The sequence below is a fragment of the Agrobacterium sp. MS2 genome, from assembly GCF_003261015.1.
GTDB classification, from domain to species: Bacteria; Pseudomonadota; Alphaproteobacteria; order Rhizobiales; family Rhizobiaceae; genus Agrobacterium; species Agrobacterium pusense.
Genome location: NZ_QLNF01000015.1, coordinates 1 through 15,917 on the forward strand (window position 1 = coordinate 1; position 15,917 = coordinate 15,917).

16 protein-coding genes and 1 pseudogene are annotated in these 15,917 nt (G+C 56.6%); 4 read left to right on the forward strand and 13 right to left on the reverse strand.

Annotation, left to right across the window (positions count from 1 at the left end):
• The 13 genes and pseudogenes from DOU54_RS09830 to DOU54_RS09885 all read right to left on the reverse strand — a co-directional run.
• On the reverse strand, nt 1–262 hold a 262-nt coding region (locus DOU54_RS09830; RefSeq protein WP_502695952.1), incomplete at its 3' end, for a Y-family DNA polymerase.
• 71 nt (nt 263–333) lie between these two features.
• Nucleotides 334–531, reverse strand: a pseudogene (locus DOU54_RS27970) (hypothetical protein).
• A gap of 48 nt (nt 532–579) precedes the next feature.
• Nucleotides 580–897 (reverse strand): hypothetical protein, encoded by a 318-nt coding sequence (locus tag DOU54_RS09835; protein ID WP_146617343.1) that lies wholly within the window; start codon nt 895–897, stop codon nt 580–582.
• Between the two features lie 72 nt (nt 898–969).
• Complete coding sequence (locus tag DOU54_RS09840; protein WP_113731074.1) at nt 970–3,177, reverse strand: DotA/TraY family protein; 2,208 nt, start codon at nt 3,175–3,177, stop codon at nt 970–972.
• A 2-nt stretch (nt 3,178–3,179) separates the two neighbouring features.
• Entirely contained in the window at nt 3,180–3,695 is a 516-nt protein-coding gene (locus DOU54_RS09845; protein ID WP_113731076.1) for a hypothetical protein, read from the reverse strand.
• Complete coding sequence (locus DOU54_RS09850) at nt 3,692–4,804, reverse strand: conjugal transfer protein TraW family protein (RefSeq protein WP_113731078.1); 1,113 nt, start codon at nt 4,802–4,804, stop codon at nt 3,692–3,694. Before DOU54_RS09850 ends, DOU54_RS09845 begins: the two co-directional genes overlap by 4 nt.
• Entirely contained in the window at nt 4,804–5,382 is a 579-nt protein-coding gene (locus DOU54_RS09855) for a hypothetical protein (RefSeq protein WP_113731080.1), read from the reverse strand. The genes DOU54_RS09850 and DOU54_RS09855 overlap by 1 nt, the downstream gene beginning before the upstream one ends.
• Nucleotides 5,379–6,113 (reverse strand): hypothetical protein, encoded by a 735-nt coding sequence (locus DOU54_RS09860; protein WP_113731082.1) that lies wholly within the window; start codon nt 6,111–6,113, stop codon nt 5,379–5,381. The genes DOU54_RS09855 and DOU54_RS09860 overlap by 4 nt, the downstream gene beginning before the upstream one ends.
• Complete coding sequence (locus tag DOU54_RS09865; protein WP_113731084.1) at nt 6,110–6,943, reverse strand: hypothetical protein; 834 nt, start codon at nt 6,941–6,943, stop codon at nt 6,110–6,112. The genes DOU54_RS09860 and DOU54_RS09865 overlap by 4 nt, the downstream gene beginning before the upstream one ends.
• Nucleotides 6,940–9,966 (reverse strand): putative type IV secretion/conjugal transfer ATPase, encoded by a 3,027-nt coding sequence (locus DOU54_RS09870; protein ID WP_100560326.1) that lies wholly within the window; start codon nt 9,964–9,966, stop codon nt 6,940–6,942. Before DOU54_RS09870 ends, DOU54_RS09865 begins: the two co-directional genes overlap by 4 nt.
• Nucleotides 9,966–10,349 (reverse strand): hypothetical protein, encoded by a 384-nt coding sequence (locus tag DOU54_RS09875; protein WP_112700677.1) that lies wholly within the window; start codon nt 10,347–10,349, stop codon nt 9,966–9,968. Before DOU54_RS09875 ends, DOU54_RS09870 begins: the two co-directional genes overlap by 1 nt.
• Before the next feature lie 15 nt (nt 10,350–10,364).
• Nucleotides 10,365–10,937, reverse strand: coding sequence for a hypothetical protein (locus tag DOU54_RS09880; RefSeq protein WP_113731086.1), 573 nt, complete (start codon nt 10,935–10,937; stop codon nt 10,365–10,367).
• A 12-nt stretch (nt 10,938–10,949) separates the two neighbouring features.
• Nucleotides 10,950–11,456, reverse strand: a complete 507-nt coding sequence (locus tag DOU54_RS09885; RefSeq protein ID WP_146617344.1) for a coiled-coil domain-containing protein — start codon at nt 11,454–11,456, stop codon at nt 10,950–10,952.
• 45 nt (nt 11,457–11,501) lie between these two features.
• Here DOU54_RS09885 and DOU54_RS09890 point away from each other — a divergent pair, with 45 nt between their 5' ends.
• From DOU54_RS09890 to DOU54_RS09905, 4 genes are all read left to right on the forward strand, one after another.
• Nucleotides 11,502–12,923, forward strand: a complete 1,422-nt coding sequence (locus tag DOU54_RS09890) for a thioredoxin domain-containing protein (protein WP_113731088.1) — start codon at nt 11,502–11,504, stop codon at nt 12,921–12,923.
• Nucleotides 12,924–12,961: 38 nt separating this feature from the next.
• Nucleotides 12,962–13,564, forward strand: coding sequence for a type IVB secretion system apparatus protein IcmL/DotI (locus DOU54_RS09895; RefSeq protein ID WP_286079878.1), 603 nt, complete (start codon nt 12,962–12,964; stop codon nt 13,562–13,564).
• Nucleotides 13,564–14,676: a DotH/IcmK family type IV secretion protein gene (locus tag DOU54_RS09900; RefSeq protein WP_198513220.1), complete on the forward strand. Its 1,113-nt coding sequence runs from the start codon at nt 13,564–13,566 to the stop codon at nt 14,674–14,676. Before DOU54_RS09895 ends, DOU54_RS09900 begins: the two co-directional genes overlap by 1 nt.
• Nucleotides 14,673–15,917 (forward strand): TrbI/VirB10 family protein (locus DOU54_RS09905; RefSeq protein WP_113731092.1); only part of this gene is annotated, 1,245 nt, incomplete at its 3' end. The genes DOU54_RS09900 and DOU54_RS09905, both read left to right, overlap by 4 nt.

Genomic DNA, 15,917 nt, shown 5'->3' on the forward strand with positions numbered 1-15,917 from the left:
CCCGCCGATAAAGGTCGGGCTTTTGTGGAACAAGCACCAGGTCTGGACAGAGCCTCTTCGCCTCCTCGATCGGCATTACATTTTTTACGCCGTAGGCCTTTGCCTCACGACTGCACGCTATGACGGCCGTGCGGGTCGTGCCGGCGAACGGCACGACGCCGATCGGCCGCCCCCTTAAGCGCCGGTCACACTGCTGCTCGACGCTTGCAAAGAAGCCGTCAAAATCTAGGTAGAGCCGTTCGATCGTCTCCGGCTTGCGCATTCTGTCTTCGCTCCTGAATAGAACAAAAACAGAACAACGGAGAGACGGTTCCCGTCAAGAGGAATTTTTTCTTATGCAACGCTGTAGGCAGGATGCTTGGCGGCAAAAACCGCAAAAGGCCCGCATCGCGGGCCTTCAGGCTGCTGACAAACCTCCGGTAGGGTCAAAATGGCCTCAGATTCACGGAACGTCTCAGATTCAAAACGTGAACAAATCGGAATCAAAACCCCTCATTTTTGACTGTCGCCAAAAATCGAGGGGTTTGTAATCAATCTGAAGGCCCGCATCGCGGGCCTTTATGCTTGAACGACCTTTTCTTAGCCGAACGGCAGGAAATAGCGTCGGATTGCCTTTGCGATGCTGTTCGAGAAGAGAAGCATCGCTACGATCGCGAGGAGAATTGACAATTCGAAACTGTAATTCTTCGGGTCGTGGATGATGGTGTCTATTCCAACCGGAAGAAAAAAGAGCATGTAGCCAAGCAGGATCGGCATAACCGCGATAAGCGCTCCACGCGGAATTGAGAACAGCATCAGGAACGGCACGAAAACCAAAAAACGAAAGAGTTTTTCAGTTCCGCTCAAGCCGTGTGCCTCAACGTCACGAATAGGACGCAGATACTTAGGCAATGTCATATCCGGCCTCCTTTCGTGCCGAGTTTCATTCTGCAATATACATCAATATCGCTAACGTGAAAACCGGCACCCTTACCCGTTGGTTATTCTTTGCTGTGGCTTCGGTAGAAGTGCTGGCTTTGCGGCCTCAATGGATTTTCCAAGATGAGCTGCGCTGCCCATCGCTGCAGTGTTAGCGCGGAGTGCAGTGTGAGCGTCGAGATCGTCGCCGATATGGTCGAACCAGCGGAAAATCCGGCCAGGAAATTCTGCAATCAGCGAGAACGACCGCTCAATGATGACGAGATAGACCGCTCCCATAAAGCCCATGACGACAAAGATGCCGAGGAACCAAGCGAGGCTAACAAAGCTGTCGCCTACAAGTGCTTGTGCCGAGGTAAGGGCGTAATAGAGCCCGCCATTGATAAGCACGCCCATGATCCGGAACAGGATCATTCCGAGCAGGAGCCCAAAAAGCATGAGGACCGGCGTCAGGGTGAGCGCCAGGATCATGACGTAGCCGCGACGTGCTTGGCTGCCACCCATCCCCTTCCCTTCCATGGAGAGATGCGCGATCGCCCAAAGTGGGGCGGCGAATATGGCTTCCATTACGAGAAGGAAGAACGCGCCGATTCCGATCACCCAAGTCACCATCGGAACCATTGGAAGCACGAACGCAAGGAACATGCCTATCACGCCAATACCGCTGATCACCCAACCGACGAAGTTCGAGAGGACCGTTATCCCGGTTCCCACGTATGGAACTACTGCAAGGACGGAAAGCGCGATTATCGCGGCCGTTGTGTAGAACGTGACCTGTGTTCCGAACGTGACAAGACCGATCATCGGATCATTGGTGGCCCGCATTGGGTTCAGGAATTCCAGCGCCTGATAGAGAGATCCCGCGGATGGCATCCAGTCCGATATATCGCCGCCGCTGTCCGCGAACGCGACGCGTTCATTTACGAATGCCCTGATCCCGCTTCTCGCGACGCTTTCGTTCCACCACTCGACAGTGCCGTTGTAGGTTGCTGAAATCTGATCAAGGAACTTCTTCGCGTCACCATCGGCCGAGCCGAGTAAGTACCAGTTGTTGTCCGCATACTGTGACGCGATGGCGTTACGAACTGATCCAGCGGGGTTTGATGCGGCGCCGATGGCTCCGCCAGGAGTTACCTTAGGAAGTGCGGTTGCTACCGAATTGGAGTCGGCCGAAAGCCGTGCGATGAGCTGATAATAGAATCCGGCTTGCAACCAGCCGCCGTTCTTGAGATTGCCGGCTAGTGCCTGGCTTTGTGAATCTCCAACCGGCGTGACCTGCAACGGATCATCGGCTTCCGCAACGTCCTTGCCCGCCTTTTGCAGCTTATCCGGTCCAATGTACCCATCAAGTATTCTCGCATGCTTTTCCCGCCATGCCTTCAGATCCTCTCTCAAGTTGCGATAGTCCGGCATTAACTGCGGATTCCGCGAACTAATCGCCTGAGCGAGTTTGGCGGCAGTTTCGGTGAAGCCGTTGGCCGTATCGTCTACCGCCTTTTGCATGTCGGTGATGTAGTCATTATACGATTTGCCAGCGGCTTCAGCGAGCCGTTGAAATCCTGATGTCTGGCCGGGTAGGCTGACGATGCCACAAGCTCCATACGAATTCGGCAGACTGTATGCCATTTGCGGGACGCCGGATTTCATTTGCCACGGCCCACGAGATATGCCGTCAAGTCCATCACCGCCTTTGGATACTTCGAGATTGTACACGGCCTGGCACAGCTCGGCCCTCCACAGTCCTTGTAAGAATTGACCGTCAAGGGCGTCATAGTCACCGCCCACGACTGGCAACCGCTGTTCAACGATGAGATCGACCGTCTCATTCCAGAAGAATGAAGCGGTGGCCGTGCTCACGTTGACCATGTAGGCAATGCCATGCTGAGCGGCATTATATCCTGTCGGCATGGGGATGAGAGCGCCAACCGCGAGAATGGTGCGCAGCGGCACCCACATTGCCGAATGCCGTCTTCCAAGAATCTCACCCTCATGGGCGGTTTCAGTGACACCTACGATGACGTTGTAAATGAACAGGATTGCAGCAACGGCAAAGAACAGGACATTGAAATTGGCGATCAGTGAGGAAATCAGGGTTTCGTCGTTGGGGCCGGTGAAGAGCGGCCCAAATATCATGTTTAAGAAGGAATTAGACCGTGCGTCACCCTCGCCCTTGATAATGTCGGCAATGTTGATGTCGTCGGCGTGCGCGACGCTTGCCGAAATCATCCAAAAAGTAGCGAGAAGCCCCACCCGGTTCATGGTTAATCGTCCTTTGATAGGATCTGCATGTTCGAAGGCAGACGGTCGTTAAAATAATCCCGCACGGACCCGATACGGCCTTGCCGGATCTGCCATGCTCTAAAATCAGCCTTCATCGCCAAGGCAAAGGTGATGATGGCTACTAGGCACCCCCCGATAAGAAGATAGAAGGACCGATAGCCGAGCACGTAGAGAGCCGGGATAGCAGCAAGTGCTATGCAACCTGCTACCATGTAGATGCTGGAATCCCGGTCCCATGCTGCCAGCGCTGCATCTATTTCCTTTGCATTGAGCCCGTCACTCAATTCCTTGAAGCGCTGAATGCCGCCATCGGCATATCGATCTCCGAAGCTTCTCGCCTTTAACCGGCCTTTCGGTCGCAGCTCGCCGATCGTGTTCTGAACGTTGTCGGCGGCATCTTCCGCAGCATGTGATGCTGCGTTGAAAAAGACTTTGATGCCGAAAGCCCGTTTCAGGTTCCAAGAGGCGAAACGACGGATGCGACCTTCCTCACTCATTGCGCACTCGCTGTCGTTACGGTCGTGCGACTGTCGCGCTCATCGAGGCTGTTCGATAACAGTGCGGCAATAGCCGATGCTTGGCGACGCTCGAGATTGAACCGCATCCAATCGACATGAAGGTTGAGGGCCTGGGTTAGCAGTTGTTCGCGCTGCACCGCGGCTGGCGACATGCCAGCCAGTTCCTTGTGCCACTCCGGGTTTGAAAAGCGTGAGCGGACGAAAATATCCACTGCCTGCAGTTCGGAAACATGCTCGCCTACTTCGTAGGGATAGGATTCCGTCACTGCTTTTTTTGCCCAATCCGCAAGTTCTTTGCCGCCAGTCGGAGCCGCAATGTCACCGAGATAGCTGTAGATCGAATGTGCCGCTGAACGGCGTGTAGCATCGACTTGACGGGCAGCAACTTGAGCCCTGCCGGCGGGAGATTTCATCTCCGCTTGCGTGATCGGTTTTGGCGGAATCGGATCGACCATATTGTTGATCATCCGGACGTAAGCCTTGGAAACCTCACCGTCCGACGTATCGAGAGTGATCGCATCGGTCAGAAGGCGAACGTCAGAAGTCGGATCAGCGAAGCCGGCGACATTCCTCAACTCGTCACGGTCTGCAATGATCGCGTTCGCGACCGCCAAACCACCTTCCGTTACCGGCTTGCCAATATCCTCGTTGCCGTAAGACCAATTGCGGGATGCGTTGGCTACATCGTTGCCGCCATAGCCGGCGACCCCCTGCCCTGGCTTACCCATGCTGAAGATGCCCGACAAGTCGAGGCAGGCGGATGTCGCCGGATCGTATCGCCCGCCTTCGGCTGCAGCTCGGGCCTTCTGTCGCTCGCGGATGGTTTCTGCCATCTGAGCGGCTTCCTGGGTCCGTGAATTCGCCTCGATCGCGCGGTTCTGATAAGCGCTCAATTGAGCGACCCCCTTCAGGATGGTTTGCGCAATCTGATTGCCTACGTCCGTCGTATGAGAATTGATGTTCTCCTGAGCGCGGTAGACGATGTTTTGAACGCCACCACAGGAGCAGGCAGCCAGCGCCGCATCTCCGACGGAAAGGGACGCGAAAGCCGTTCCAGCAAACAGAAACGATTTGATGACTGCCTTCATCACAGGCCTCCCGGTCCATAGAGATCGTTGTAGAGATTATTCAAGAGCGAGCCGTCATTCTCTCGACGGCCAGAATTTTCCGTCGAGGGAGAATTCAGATTCAGGGAACCGCCCTTGTAATTGTAGTTCAAGGTCGGGACCGATCCCCCGCCCATGCCGCCCGGCAACTGCAAGGAATCGAAGGATGGCAATTGAAGCGCGGACTGGAGCGGTTCAGTCACCTTGTTCCACTGCTCTTGCGCATAGGAGCAGATTTGCTGTTCGGCGTTCGACAAAGCCTGATTGAAAATCTGGCTCAGGTCCGGAACCTGAATTGCGAAATCGAGATTGACCTTCATCAGATTGTCGAGGCAGCCAAGCGAATCCAGTGATGGCGGCTTTTGAAGGGCTGCTTCATGGCGCTTCACTTCCTTATCGATACCTGCGCGAATGGCCTCGACGAGGTTGATCTTTACCGTATCGACGCAGCCTTTACCGCTGTCCTTGAATAGCTGTTCGATCTGGTCTGCTTGGGCGGGCGCGGCTGCGAGAGCCAAGCCACCGATGGCGCAGAACGATAGATATCGGAAGATCCTCATAGCGTTGCTTTCTCCCCTTGGAATGGTGGGATTTCTCGGATGAGAATCGGCCGCTTGGTGCCGATTCCGGGGAATCCTTCGGTCTGGTCATACATGCCGCCCCCGGTTTCTCCGCCCAGCCCGCCGTCCAAACCTGCGAAGGATTGGCCGTTCATGGCTGCCATGCGCTTCAACAAATGTGCCTGAAGCTCCGCATAGGATGAGAAGCCGTTCGCGGTCAGATACGAAGCTGGCAGGACGGACGGATCAAAGCCGCTGGCGACCCAATCGTTGAGCGCACCGGCGCCGAGGAAGTGGGCCGCGCCGAGCAATCCGTCCTGGGTGATCTCGACTCCGTTGATCGTCTGACCGACGAGACCGCGCGTCTGGCTACTCAGGGACGACCAATTGCGGGAAGCAAGCTCCATATTCGCCGCATCTTGCAGAGCCGCCCCCGCGCTCGAATAGCGCAGATCGTTCAGGCTGTTGACGCCTGCGGCTTTGGCCTTGTCGGTAGCAACATAATTGTTCCAATTGCCGGTAGAACCACTACCCGTATATTTGAAGTAGCCGAGAGATTCCCATGTGCCGGCCGTGATTTGATAACGGCCGACGGCGCTACCGCCGTTTCCGTTGAAGATAGAATAGGAGTTGCCGCCTTCGAGCTTGGACGTGTTTTCATTATAGTCCGCCCATGCCGCGAACGGCAGCAGCAATGCTAAGCACAGGATGGCAATAATCGAGCGTTTCATCGCTTCTGCCCCGCTATCGTGATCTTCATGGCGTTGATGACAGAGCGCGGGTTTTTGTCGCCAAGCGAATAGGTCGCAACGCCGTCCTGCGTCGCGACTTCGATCAGACGACGATTATTCCCATCGCGCTCATCAATGACTGAGAAATCTGGTCCCCATGCTTCGAGAATGTCGATGAGCTGCTTTTTCCCATCGAGAAAGACCACGGGACACGCCGAATTGCCGCAATAGTAATTTGACCGCACCAGAATAGCGGTCTCGTCACCATCCTTAATATTCACGTCTTGAGCGAGAACATTCGACGGTTCGAGAGCTTCCGAGCCGCCCTTGAAGCGCTCTTTCAGCGCTTCGGTTGTGGCCTTCAGCTCATCCTCCGTCGGAGTTCTGTTCTTGCGGTCTTGGGGTACGGGTTGCGCCATATAAGCCGTTCCAGACCATTGCCAAAGGCGATGACCATCATAGAGCGGCTTCATGCCAGTCGCTGCAACAGGACCAAGCCCAACGGACTTGCCCGGTACGCGCCAAACCTCAAGCCATTGCTTATCGTCATAGTACAAAGCGGACACGAAACACCCGGTCGCGCAACCGCGGGCCTCGCCGAGCAAGACCACCATCTGGTCGTAGCCATCTGTCGGTTCTTCGAGCCAGACGCGCTTTGCCTGCACGATACGAAAATCACGCCCATACATTTTCCGCGCCGTCGCCGTCGCATCCGAGTCCTGCTTTTCGAAATTGATGGTTTCCGTCACCAGGTCGTCAATGTTGGACTGAGCCAGAGCAACGCTTCCAATCGCGCTTGCCAACAGCGCGGCTGTAATTGCCTTTATCACGAGGCCTCCTTGATCAGTTCGTCCGCGAGCTGGCGAATTGCGTTGCCCCGAACCTTGTCATCAATTGCGACGCCACGATCTTCCATGTCTGCAAGACGGCGCTCGATCGTGTCCTTTGCCGAACCTGAAGGGAAACGGCGCGCGAGAATGCGCCGGGCTGCCTTCGAACCGAGGCTTTCGTAAAGCATCGTGCGTAGCGAGGTGTCCTCAGCCGTCGTTGAGAGCGCCCAAATTTCAATCGGGCCGAGCTGGTTGAATACGTGCTGGACATACGTGCCTGACCGCAGGTTCAGCATCGCCAGCAGCGGTGCGCCCTCCCCTTCGATCGGACCACGAAGCCCGCGCATAATGTCCATGATCGAAGGGGTAAGATTGTAGGTCGATGCAATCTGACGGATAGATTCCTCCGTCGGCACGTTACAGAACCAGAAGCTGTTGGCGAGTTTCTGAATGCTCGTGTCGAAGTCTTCGAGAAGCTGAGACGCAAGCGTGATTTGCACGCCGGCCTTACGACCGACGCGGCCGAGATTGATCATCTGGTCGCGGAAGCTGTCCAGGCCGCCAGTCAAATGATATTCGTCGACGCAGAGGCGCTTGCCCATCTGCCGGTTGTTCTCGATCCGCTGAAGATGATAGGCGCGAACCTCGTCGCTTAGATCACGAGCACGGATCTCGTCAGCATCCATCCAGAAATCGGTGGTCAGGGTCTGAAGCGAGACCATATACATGATGGCGGTCTGTCGTTTGGCGTGCGGACCTGTCTTCGCGGTTACGCCGGCAAGGTCGAACGCGATGATGCGGGCGTTCGAAACATCGAACCGCGTCGGTCGGGCCAGGATCGGATAATCGCGGCAAGCCGCCGTCAACATGCGCTGGAAAGCTTTCAGCACATCCTCGCCGGTTGGTGCCTTCATATCTCGGAATGGCTCTCGTACGATTTCGGAGTTAGAGACATTCACGAGATCGGCCAAGGTCGGGACGGCATAGCGCTGCGCTAGTGCAGCCTCATGATATCTTCCCTTCGAGAACAGATAGTCGGTGATCTCGTACCATGTCGTCGCGGTGTCGATCTCGAAACCAAGCTCTTCGAGCGCGGCGTCAACCTCGAAGGAATCGGATTTGGAATAGCGCTTCGGTGAGCGGCTATCGCTGAAGAACTTATAGGCTTCGTCGATCGTTGCGCCCGCAAGCGCACTGATACCGTCATAGGTCGCCTCCTCACCGTCCGGGGTACATATGAGGCAGAGCAGGTTTACAAGGTAAGCTCGCTCATATTCGAAGGGGTGACGCATGCACAGTTGCAGGTCGAGCGGGTTGACCGAATATTGTTCTGACATTTTCAGCCGATGAAAGACGGCTTCATGGCGGCGCTGGACCGGTAGAGCATCGCGAATGAGGCTGATCAGGCCTGACGACGATGGACCAATGTCGATAATCGAAATACGCGGCAACAGGCCCTCGTTAGACCTGCTTCGACCTGACTGGCGTGATAACGCCACGCCGAGATTGATCGAATTCATCAGGACCGATTTGCCGGAGCCCGGCGTGCCGACGATCAGGTCAACCCAGCCCAACTGTTTCGAGGAACCGGGTTGATACGGCCACAGCTTGCCATCTTTCGTCCGGAACATGACGGAACCCTGTTGCCATGGGCTTGCAGGTCGTGCGATCGGCGCAAGGGCAAAAGCGTCGGCAAGGCTGGCGGCGGCCGCCGGTGCTGTCGATTGTGCATTGAGCGCTAGAGCCGACGACATCACGCACTGGACGGGATCTCCGACCAGTGCGTCCGTCTGGCAGTTGCCCCATCGTTCTACCGTCCGCCTCAGGGTCGCCACATGCCGCTGCAGCGTCTCTATATCCGTCTTTGGCGCCCATGCTGCAAACGAGCAGCGCCACCGAACGACGGTATCATCCGCGCCGTCATCAAGACGCAGTTTCTCGAAAGCCTTCTTGATGCGTGAATTGTGGATCGGCGCGGTCCACGTCATGATATTCGTGTAGGTTTCCTTGAACATCTGTCCTTGGAAACCGCCGGAATCGATCAGCATCGACATGCGCCAAGAGATGCGTTGATTGCTGTCGAGCACCCTCCGGATCAGGTCATTGAATTGAACAACGACTTCCGGTCCAAGCGATATGTCGAAACCGGAGAAGACTGTTTCACCAAGCTGCACCGTCGTTTGGTCAATGATTTCGCCATGCTCATTGATGAGCTGTCGAGATAGCAACGGCCAAAGGAGGTTCGAAACCTCGCTTTTCTTGAGTTCCTTGACGGATTTGGGCATACGAGCCCGCGCATAATCTCCGGGTAAGATCGCCTTCCAGCTATCCCCCGCGATCAGATATTCCGGATTGAGCACGCCCTTGATCTGCGACAGGGCCTCATGCACTTCCAGCGGCTCGATTTCGATACCGACAATGTTGGCTTCTCGCACCATGGCCTCGCAAAAGGAGCGATGCCTTGTAACGAGGGCGTCGATCGCCAGCGCCGGCCACTGTGCATGCCGCATTTGCGGCGCACCCTGCATATCTTTGCGGGCCTTTTCCGAACTGGTCTTCAGCTCCTGGCGCGTGAGCAAGGTAGGCCGCGACCACAGCGCCATGAAACAACGCTCGCCGGTTAGACGTTTCGGCAACAATTGCCGCCGCTCGTCTATAAGATCGTGAATATCAAGGCCCGTATCGGCCGCAACGCCTTCTGTTACTGCAAGTGCGCGATTGATGTCGGCCGCGCCGAGTTCCGGGGTGTGCCCGAACCAGAATTGAAGCGTATAGCCGGCAGTCCCCAATTGCGAGCTGAAGGCAAGGCGAAGATCCGTCACCGCCTTGCTGATTTCCTTCTCGCCCGGCATGGACCGGAAGCCTTCAAGCCGAAATACCGTCACCAACGAACCGTCATCGGCAACAAGCATGTTTTCGCCTTCAGAGGTCACAAGGCGGCAATAGCCGTCCAGCGACTTCCGCAGCGCCGACCGACCGATGACGGCCGCCAGCGTGTCCAGAATTCCGATCCCTCCCATCATCAGTTGATCGACCGCAAGGTTCCGTCAACCGACGTGGTATCGGCACCAGAGCCGAAGAACGTCGTCACACCCATGCCGAGGAATTCCGGAACGGCAATGAACAGTGCGGCCGCAACGCCGAACCAGATCGCCGTAGCGGGCCTAGCGGACGGATCGTGCGGGTTGCGGTGGTTCTGCACGAGCTTGTTGATCGCCAGCATGGCGAACACAACACCAATGATGAACGAAGCCGCGCCGAGGAAGTCACCGGCAGGGCCGAGCGTATCATTGCGAACATTCGTCAGAACTTCGCCAAGGCCGCCACTCGATTGAGCGAGCGCCATGGTCTGGTAAGCAAACGTCCCGGCAAAGAGTGCCGCCGTTTGTATCCATGCCTTCTTCATAAGTGCTTTCCTTTCTTAGCCGAGCACAAGTTCTTCGATGTAGCCAACGAACATCACGATGTTCATCGCGAATGTTCCGCCGATTAGGTGTACGACTCCAAAGCCAACAAGGCCCGGAGCCGGCCATTTCACGGATTGATTGAGCAGCATGAGCCCGCGAATGAAGCCGAGAAGGCCGAGAAATTGCACAACGCGCAGAAGCGCAATAATGACCGAACGGGCCTGCTCATGATCGAGCGGAGCGAGCATTTCTGGCGCGTAAGCAAAAATTTCCGAGGCTGCGACTGTCTCGTCCACCTGGAAAAACGACATCAGAAACGCCGAGATCGCCGATGATAGCGAGACCAGCATGACGGCGGTTATCAAGCCAGCCATTCCGATCCATCGGCCATGATCGTCACGCGCAACGTGCTGGCCGGAGGCGGCGCGTTCGCTTGCTTTGACAAAGCTGTTGATGGACGCAATCGCCAGGACAATGCCGATAATGAAACATGTCGCGGCAACAAGCGCCTGTGCCGGCGGGATCAGGTCAGCGAGCCGCTGAACCAATCCCACCAAGCCATTCAGTGCTTCACCGTTTCCGCCCATGGCTCACCCATATTACTGCGTCGCCGCAGCATCCTCTTTCGGTTTATCTCCGGCGGCGCTCGCTTCCGCTACCTTTTCCGGCTTCGGAGTTGGAACGGGTGGTGCCTTCGCCTTCGGGGTCACGATCTGATGTCGGGCATTGCCGAAAACCGCCTCGTCTGCCGGAGCTTCCCCGTCATTGCCAGCTTGAGCGGAATAGCCGTTTCCTCCCGGCTGGATCAGGCCGATAATTGCCTGATCCTGTGCCTTGAGTTCTCGCAGATGCGTGATGATCGTATCCACAACGCCGTTCTGCGAAGTCAGCGTTGTGACCTCCGCACGCAATGCATCGTTGTCGGCACGCAAATCAGCTACCTGACGTTTTAACGCAATAATTTCACGCTCAATCGGGGTTGGCGTAGATGTTTTTTCTATTTTGACTAAATCTGATTTTTCGCCGTGCGCACTACCCGCAGCAAAATATAGTCCGCCACCAGCAATTGCACAAATTCCGACTATCAAGACTACCCGGAATAGCATGCCTCTGTCGCTATCCTCCGTAGGTAGCCGAGATAGATTGTCATCATGCCTGCCTATACTCATCTTGTGCTCTGCGTGTGCTTTCGACAACACGAATCGAACAATTTTCGATTGTGGCCTTTTGGGGGTGACAATGAGACTCTTTATGGCATATTCAGACGATATTGCAATATAAAGCAAAAGGAAAATGCGGGAATGAATGCCTACAAAATCCTCCTCGCGTCATGTGCCATTTTCGCTACAGGTCTGCCCGCCAAGGCGGAATTGAATCTCTGGCAGCAGAATTTTGTGGGCTGCTCGGTCTCATCTTCACCCTATACAACGCAGGTCCTTTTCAAGGACGCGTCGAAGGTTCGCCCGCTCATGCAAATTGCCGGGATGAACGCATGGGCGGTTCCAACTGCTGATGGCGGCCAGCAAATCGCGCTCACCACACCGGACGGTCTGACGATTTACGGTCGCATCGTCGGCCCGCAGGGTGAAGACATTTCCGCCGCTCTTCTGGCGACCACACCAACCGTCACACCGGAACCTTCGCCGTTCGATCCGCAGTCGCCAGCCACCTCATCAACGACGACCTCTCAGGCTGCCGCTAATGTTATCCGGTCGGTTCCCGGAGTAGGAACCGCCGCGCAGATAGCGGCCGCGGCCGCCGCACCACAAATCGGACAGTCCTCCCCTGCCCCGGTTGAACAACCATCCACGGCAGAGCCGCAACAGGCTGCTTCGGCTGCCCCGTCTGTTGAGAGGCCAGCAAGCAACAATTCGGTCGCTGCATCGGCAGCACCCGCAACGCAAGCCGCTCAATCCACGCAGGCCCCTACCGCCGCAACGCCGCCACCAGAGGCTCAGCCGCAACAGCAGGCGCAAACCGCTACCCCTCCGCAACAGCTCGCATCGGTGGGCTCGCAAACCGTTCCAGACGTTCCCAAGGCAGCCAGCATTGAACAGCTTATGCAGCAGGCTCAGGATTTCGCTATGTGGTTCCCTGCCAATAAGCCAAAGCCCGGTTCGCCTCTCGTCTACGTCTTCGTTGATCCCACCTGCCCGCATTGCGCATGGTCGTTCGAGCATCTGAAGCAGCGGATCGATGACAACACGATTGACCTGCGCGTCATCATGGCCCCGATCCTTTCGCCCGAGGCTGCGCAGATCGCGGCTTCAATCATGCATCAGGAGGATATTGCTACGAGCTTGCGTGACCAGCTCGCATCCGTGATCGGATCGGGCAAGCCAGCGCCGAAGGTCGATCCGAAGAACTTCGACAACGCCGTGGTCGCAGCTATGCAACGCAATGTCGATTGGATGCGTCTCAATGGCGTTCCCGGAACCCCATTTTATCTCTATCGCACGAAGGAAGGTGCTCAGTTCGCCTTTGGCGCTCTCAATGATGCACAACTAGCAACCGCTCTCCCCGACGCGCAGCCAGCCGCTACCGCCAACAACGCCGGAACCGCCGCCCAATGAGCCAGAACGCCGATTACGGCCAGATCGAAACAATCCTCATGCGGGCGGACGTTTATCGGACCGCCTATCGTCGCATGAGCATCATCGCCCTTGCCTTGCTTGTCGTCGCCGTGATCGCCGTCCTGGCGGCGGTTAGCCTCGCGTTGACAAGGCCGGAGCCGCGATATTTCGCAATGACAGCCGACGGGCGCATTCAGCCGCTCATACCGCTCGATCAACCACATTTGAGCGCCGCTGAGATAGCGACCTATGCGGCAGAAGCCGTCACCCGGTCCTTTACCTATTCATTCGCCACGTACCAGCAGGATTTTCAGGACGCGCAGCAGTATTTCACCAAGCCGCAAGGCTGGAATTCATTCGTTGATGCTGTTCAGAAATCCGGAACGCTCGAACTTGTGAAAAACCGCCGTCTCAACACGACTGCGATCGCACAACGCGCAGTTATCGTGCGAGAAGGCGTCAATGCCAATGGCGTCTACGAGTGGATCGTTCAGATGCCGGTGCGCGTCACCTATCAGTCTGCATCCGAAGTGACAGGCCAAAATTTGATGGTCACGATCACCCTGCAGCGTTTGCAAAGCTATGAACACCCGCGCGGCGCGGCTATCTCCCGCTTCCTCGCGGCCCCCGGAGGTGCTTGATGAGAATGTTCGCCGGCAATATCGCTTTTCTCCTTGCCTTGAGTGGGTCCGCACTTGCTCAACAGGCTGCACAGCCTGCGCAAACATACACGCCTCCAACGCCAGAGGCCGCCGCCGAACTGCCTGTCCAACAGCCTCAGCAACAAGAGCAGGTATCTCAACCTGCCGACGAGCAGGAAACTCAAGGGCAAGGCCAGCCTGCATACTCCAAATACGGCGAAGCAATGCCCGGACAGGCCGCGCAACGCCAGCCACGACAAGCCCCGAATGTCCCGATCATCGGCGCCCGCCGTCTGATGCAGTCACTTTCCGAACTGGACCGTCCCCTGACGCCAGAAGAGATTACGGCCTATGGCGCAACTGTTCAGTCGTTAATGCCTATGTCTCCGGAAATCATCCGCGATTATCGGCGTAGGGTCGATGAAAGCCAGAAGGCCGCGGCGATGCCGCCAAGCGGTTTCAGAGCCCGGCCAATATCTGATTCCGTGCGTATGTCGCTCAAGTCCAATCAGGCGCTCCAAACCCTGTACACGACGCCAAACACGGTATCGGTAATGGCTTTCTACGACCGCACAGGCAAAGCATGGCCGATTGCCAGCTTTGTCGTTGGTCGAGCCGATTCTTTCCAAGTCTATGCGCTGCAGGAAGGTTCGAACCAGATCGCAGTCACGCCGCTCGTGACGCACGGCTATTCGAACCTGATAATCTCGCTTGTCGAGGAAGATCGCCCGATCGTGATCAATCTCGAGACAAGCGATACCAAGACACATTTCCGCCGTGACATCACCGTTGAGGGGTACGGCCCAAATGCCGCGGTCTCGCCGACGGAAGTTTCCGTTAAAGAGCCGCCTTCCAACGGCACGATGATGGCCTTCGCACAAGGTGCGGATCTTCCAAGATCGGCAATCAAATTGCGGACATCTGACAGCAATGTTGAGGCCTGGCTTCTCGATGGAGCCTATTATCTCCGGACATCTGACACATACACCTCTCCGTCGCCGCAAGCCATGCTGACGGGACCGGGAGGTGTCCATGCCGTGAAAATCAAGCCCTCCCCCGTTGTGCTGATCTCGCGCAATGGCACGATTTCCAGAGTGAGGATTTCCCAATGAGCGACGCAAGCGACGAAAACGCCAAGAATTCGGCCGAGCGCGAGGACGCCGCTCCGGAACTGGCCGGTGCAGCAACCGTCAACCGTTCGAGCCGCAAACGCGGATCACGAGTTCAGACCTACGTCGTAATCGGTTTGCTCGCGTCAGCCGTCGGCTATGTCGGCTACTCCATGTTCAAGCAAAACGACCTTGCACCATCCCGTATTTCGCGTGGCCCCAATGTCGATGCTACGCCAGCCGGACAGCAGCAGGCCGATTCCGAACGGTATCAGCAATCGCTTGATGCGGTTAATCAGCAGGGCGCGCAAACGGCCGATCAAAGCGGGGGCAGCTTCCTCGCTACGCCAGACGAACCGTTGCGCAATATTGACGATATTCGCGACGTCACGAAGGAGCCCTACCCTCGCCAACGTCCGGTGGCTCCTGCCAACGAAGTTCCGACGCAGCGAGTTGAGAATTTCACTCCTGACCGCCGCCAGGCCATGACCCCGGATGACTACAGTGACATCAATACACTTGCCGGTGCGATGGCCGCCCAAGCTGCAAGCCTTGCGTCGCAATGGTCTCCCAAGGGATCAGTTAATACGATCGTTCTCAATCAGACGCTCTACAAGTCGCCCGAACAGCGACAGGCCGAGGCCGAGGCAGCACGACAGGCCGCCCTTTCTGGCAATGGCGGCGTTGTCGACGGCGCAAACATGCTCATCAAAGCCGGTCAGATCCTATTTGCACGCACCGTCAATGCGTCCGACTCCGATACGCCCGGTCCCGTCGTCGCCGAGATATTCCAGAAAGGCCCTCTCTATCGCGCTCGAATGCTCGGGTCATTTCAGCAAAACCGCAACACGAACGCATTGATTGTCGAATTTAGCCGCCTTGTGATGGCAGATGGCACCGAAGTACCGATCTCGGCATATGCCGTTGATGGAGCCAAAGGCTCCATCGCCGTCAAATCAGACGTAGATCATCGGTGGCTTGCCCGCTATGGGCCGCGACTTGCCGGTGCCTTCATTTCCGGCCTTGGCGAAACCATGTCGCGCCCAAGCCAGGAAATCATCATTGGCAATAACTCCACGACTGTCGTTGATCGCGAGACCGAGCTGAAGGACGCGTTATATGCCGGCGCTGGCCGTGTTGGCGATCAGCTCGCCAGCGAAATCGAGGACATGGCCCCGAGTGGACCGCTCGTCAAGCTTGGCAGCGGCTACACCATTGGCGTCCTATTCATGCAGGGCGTACCC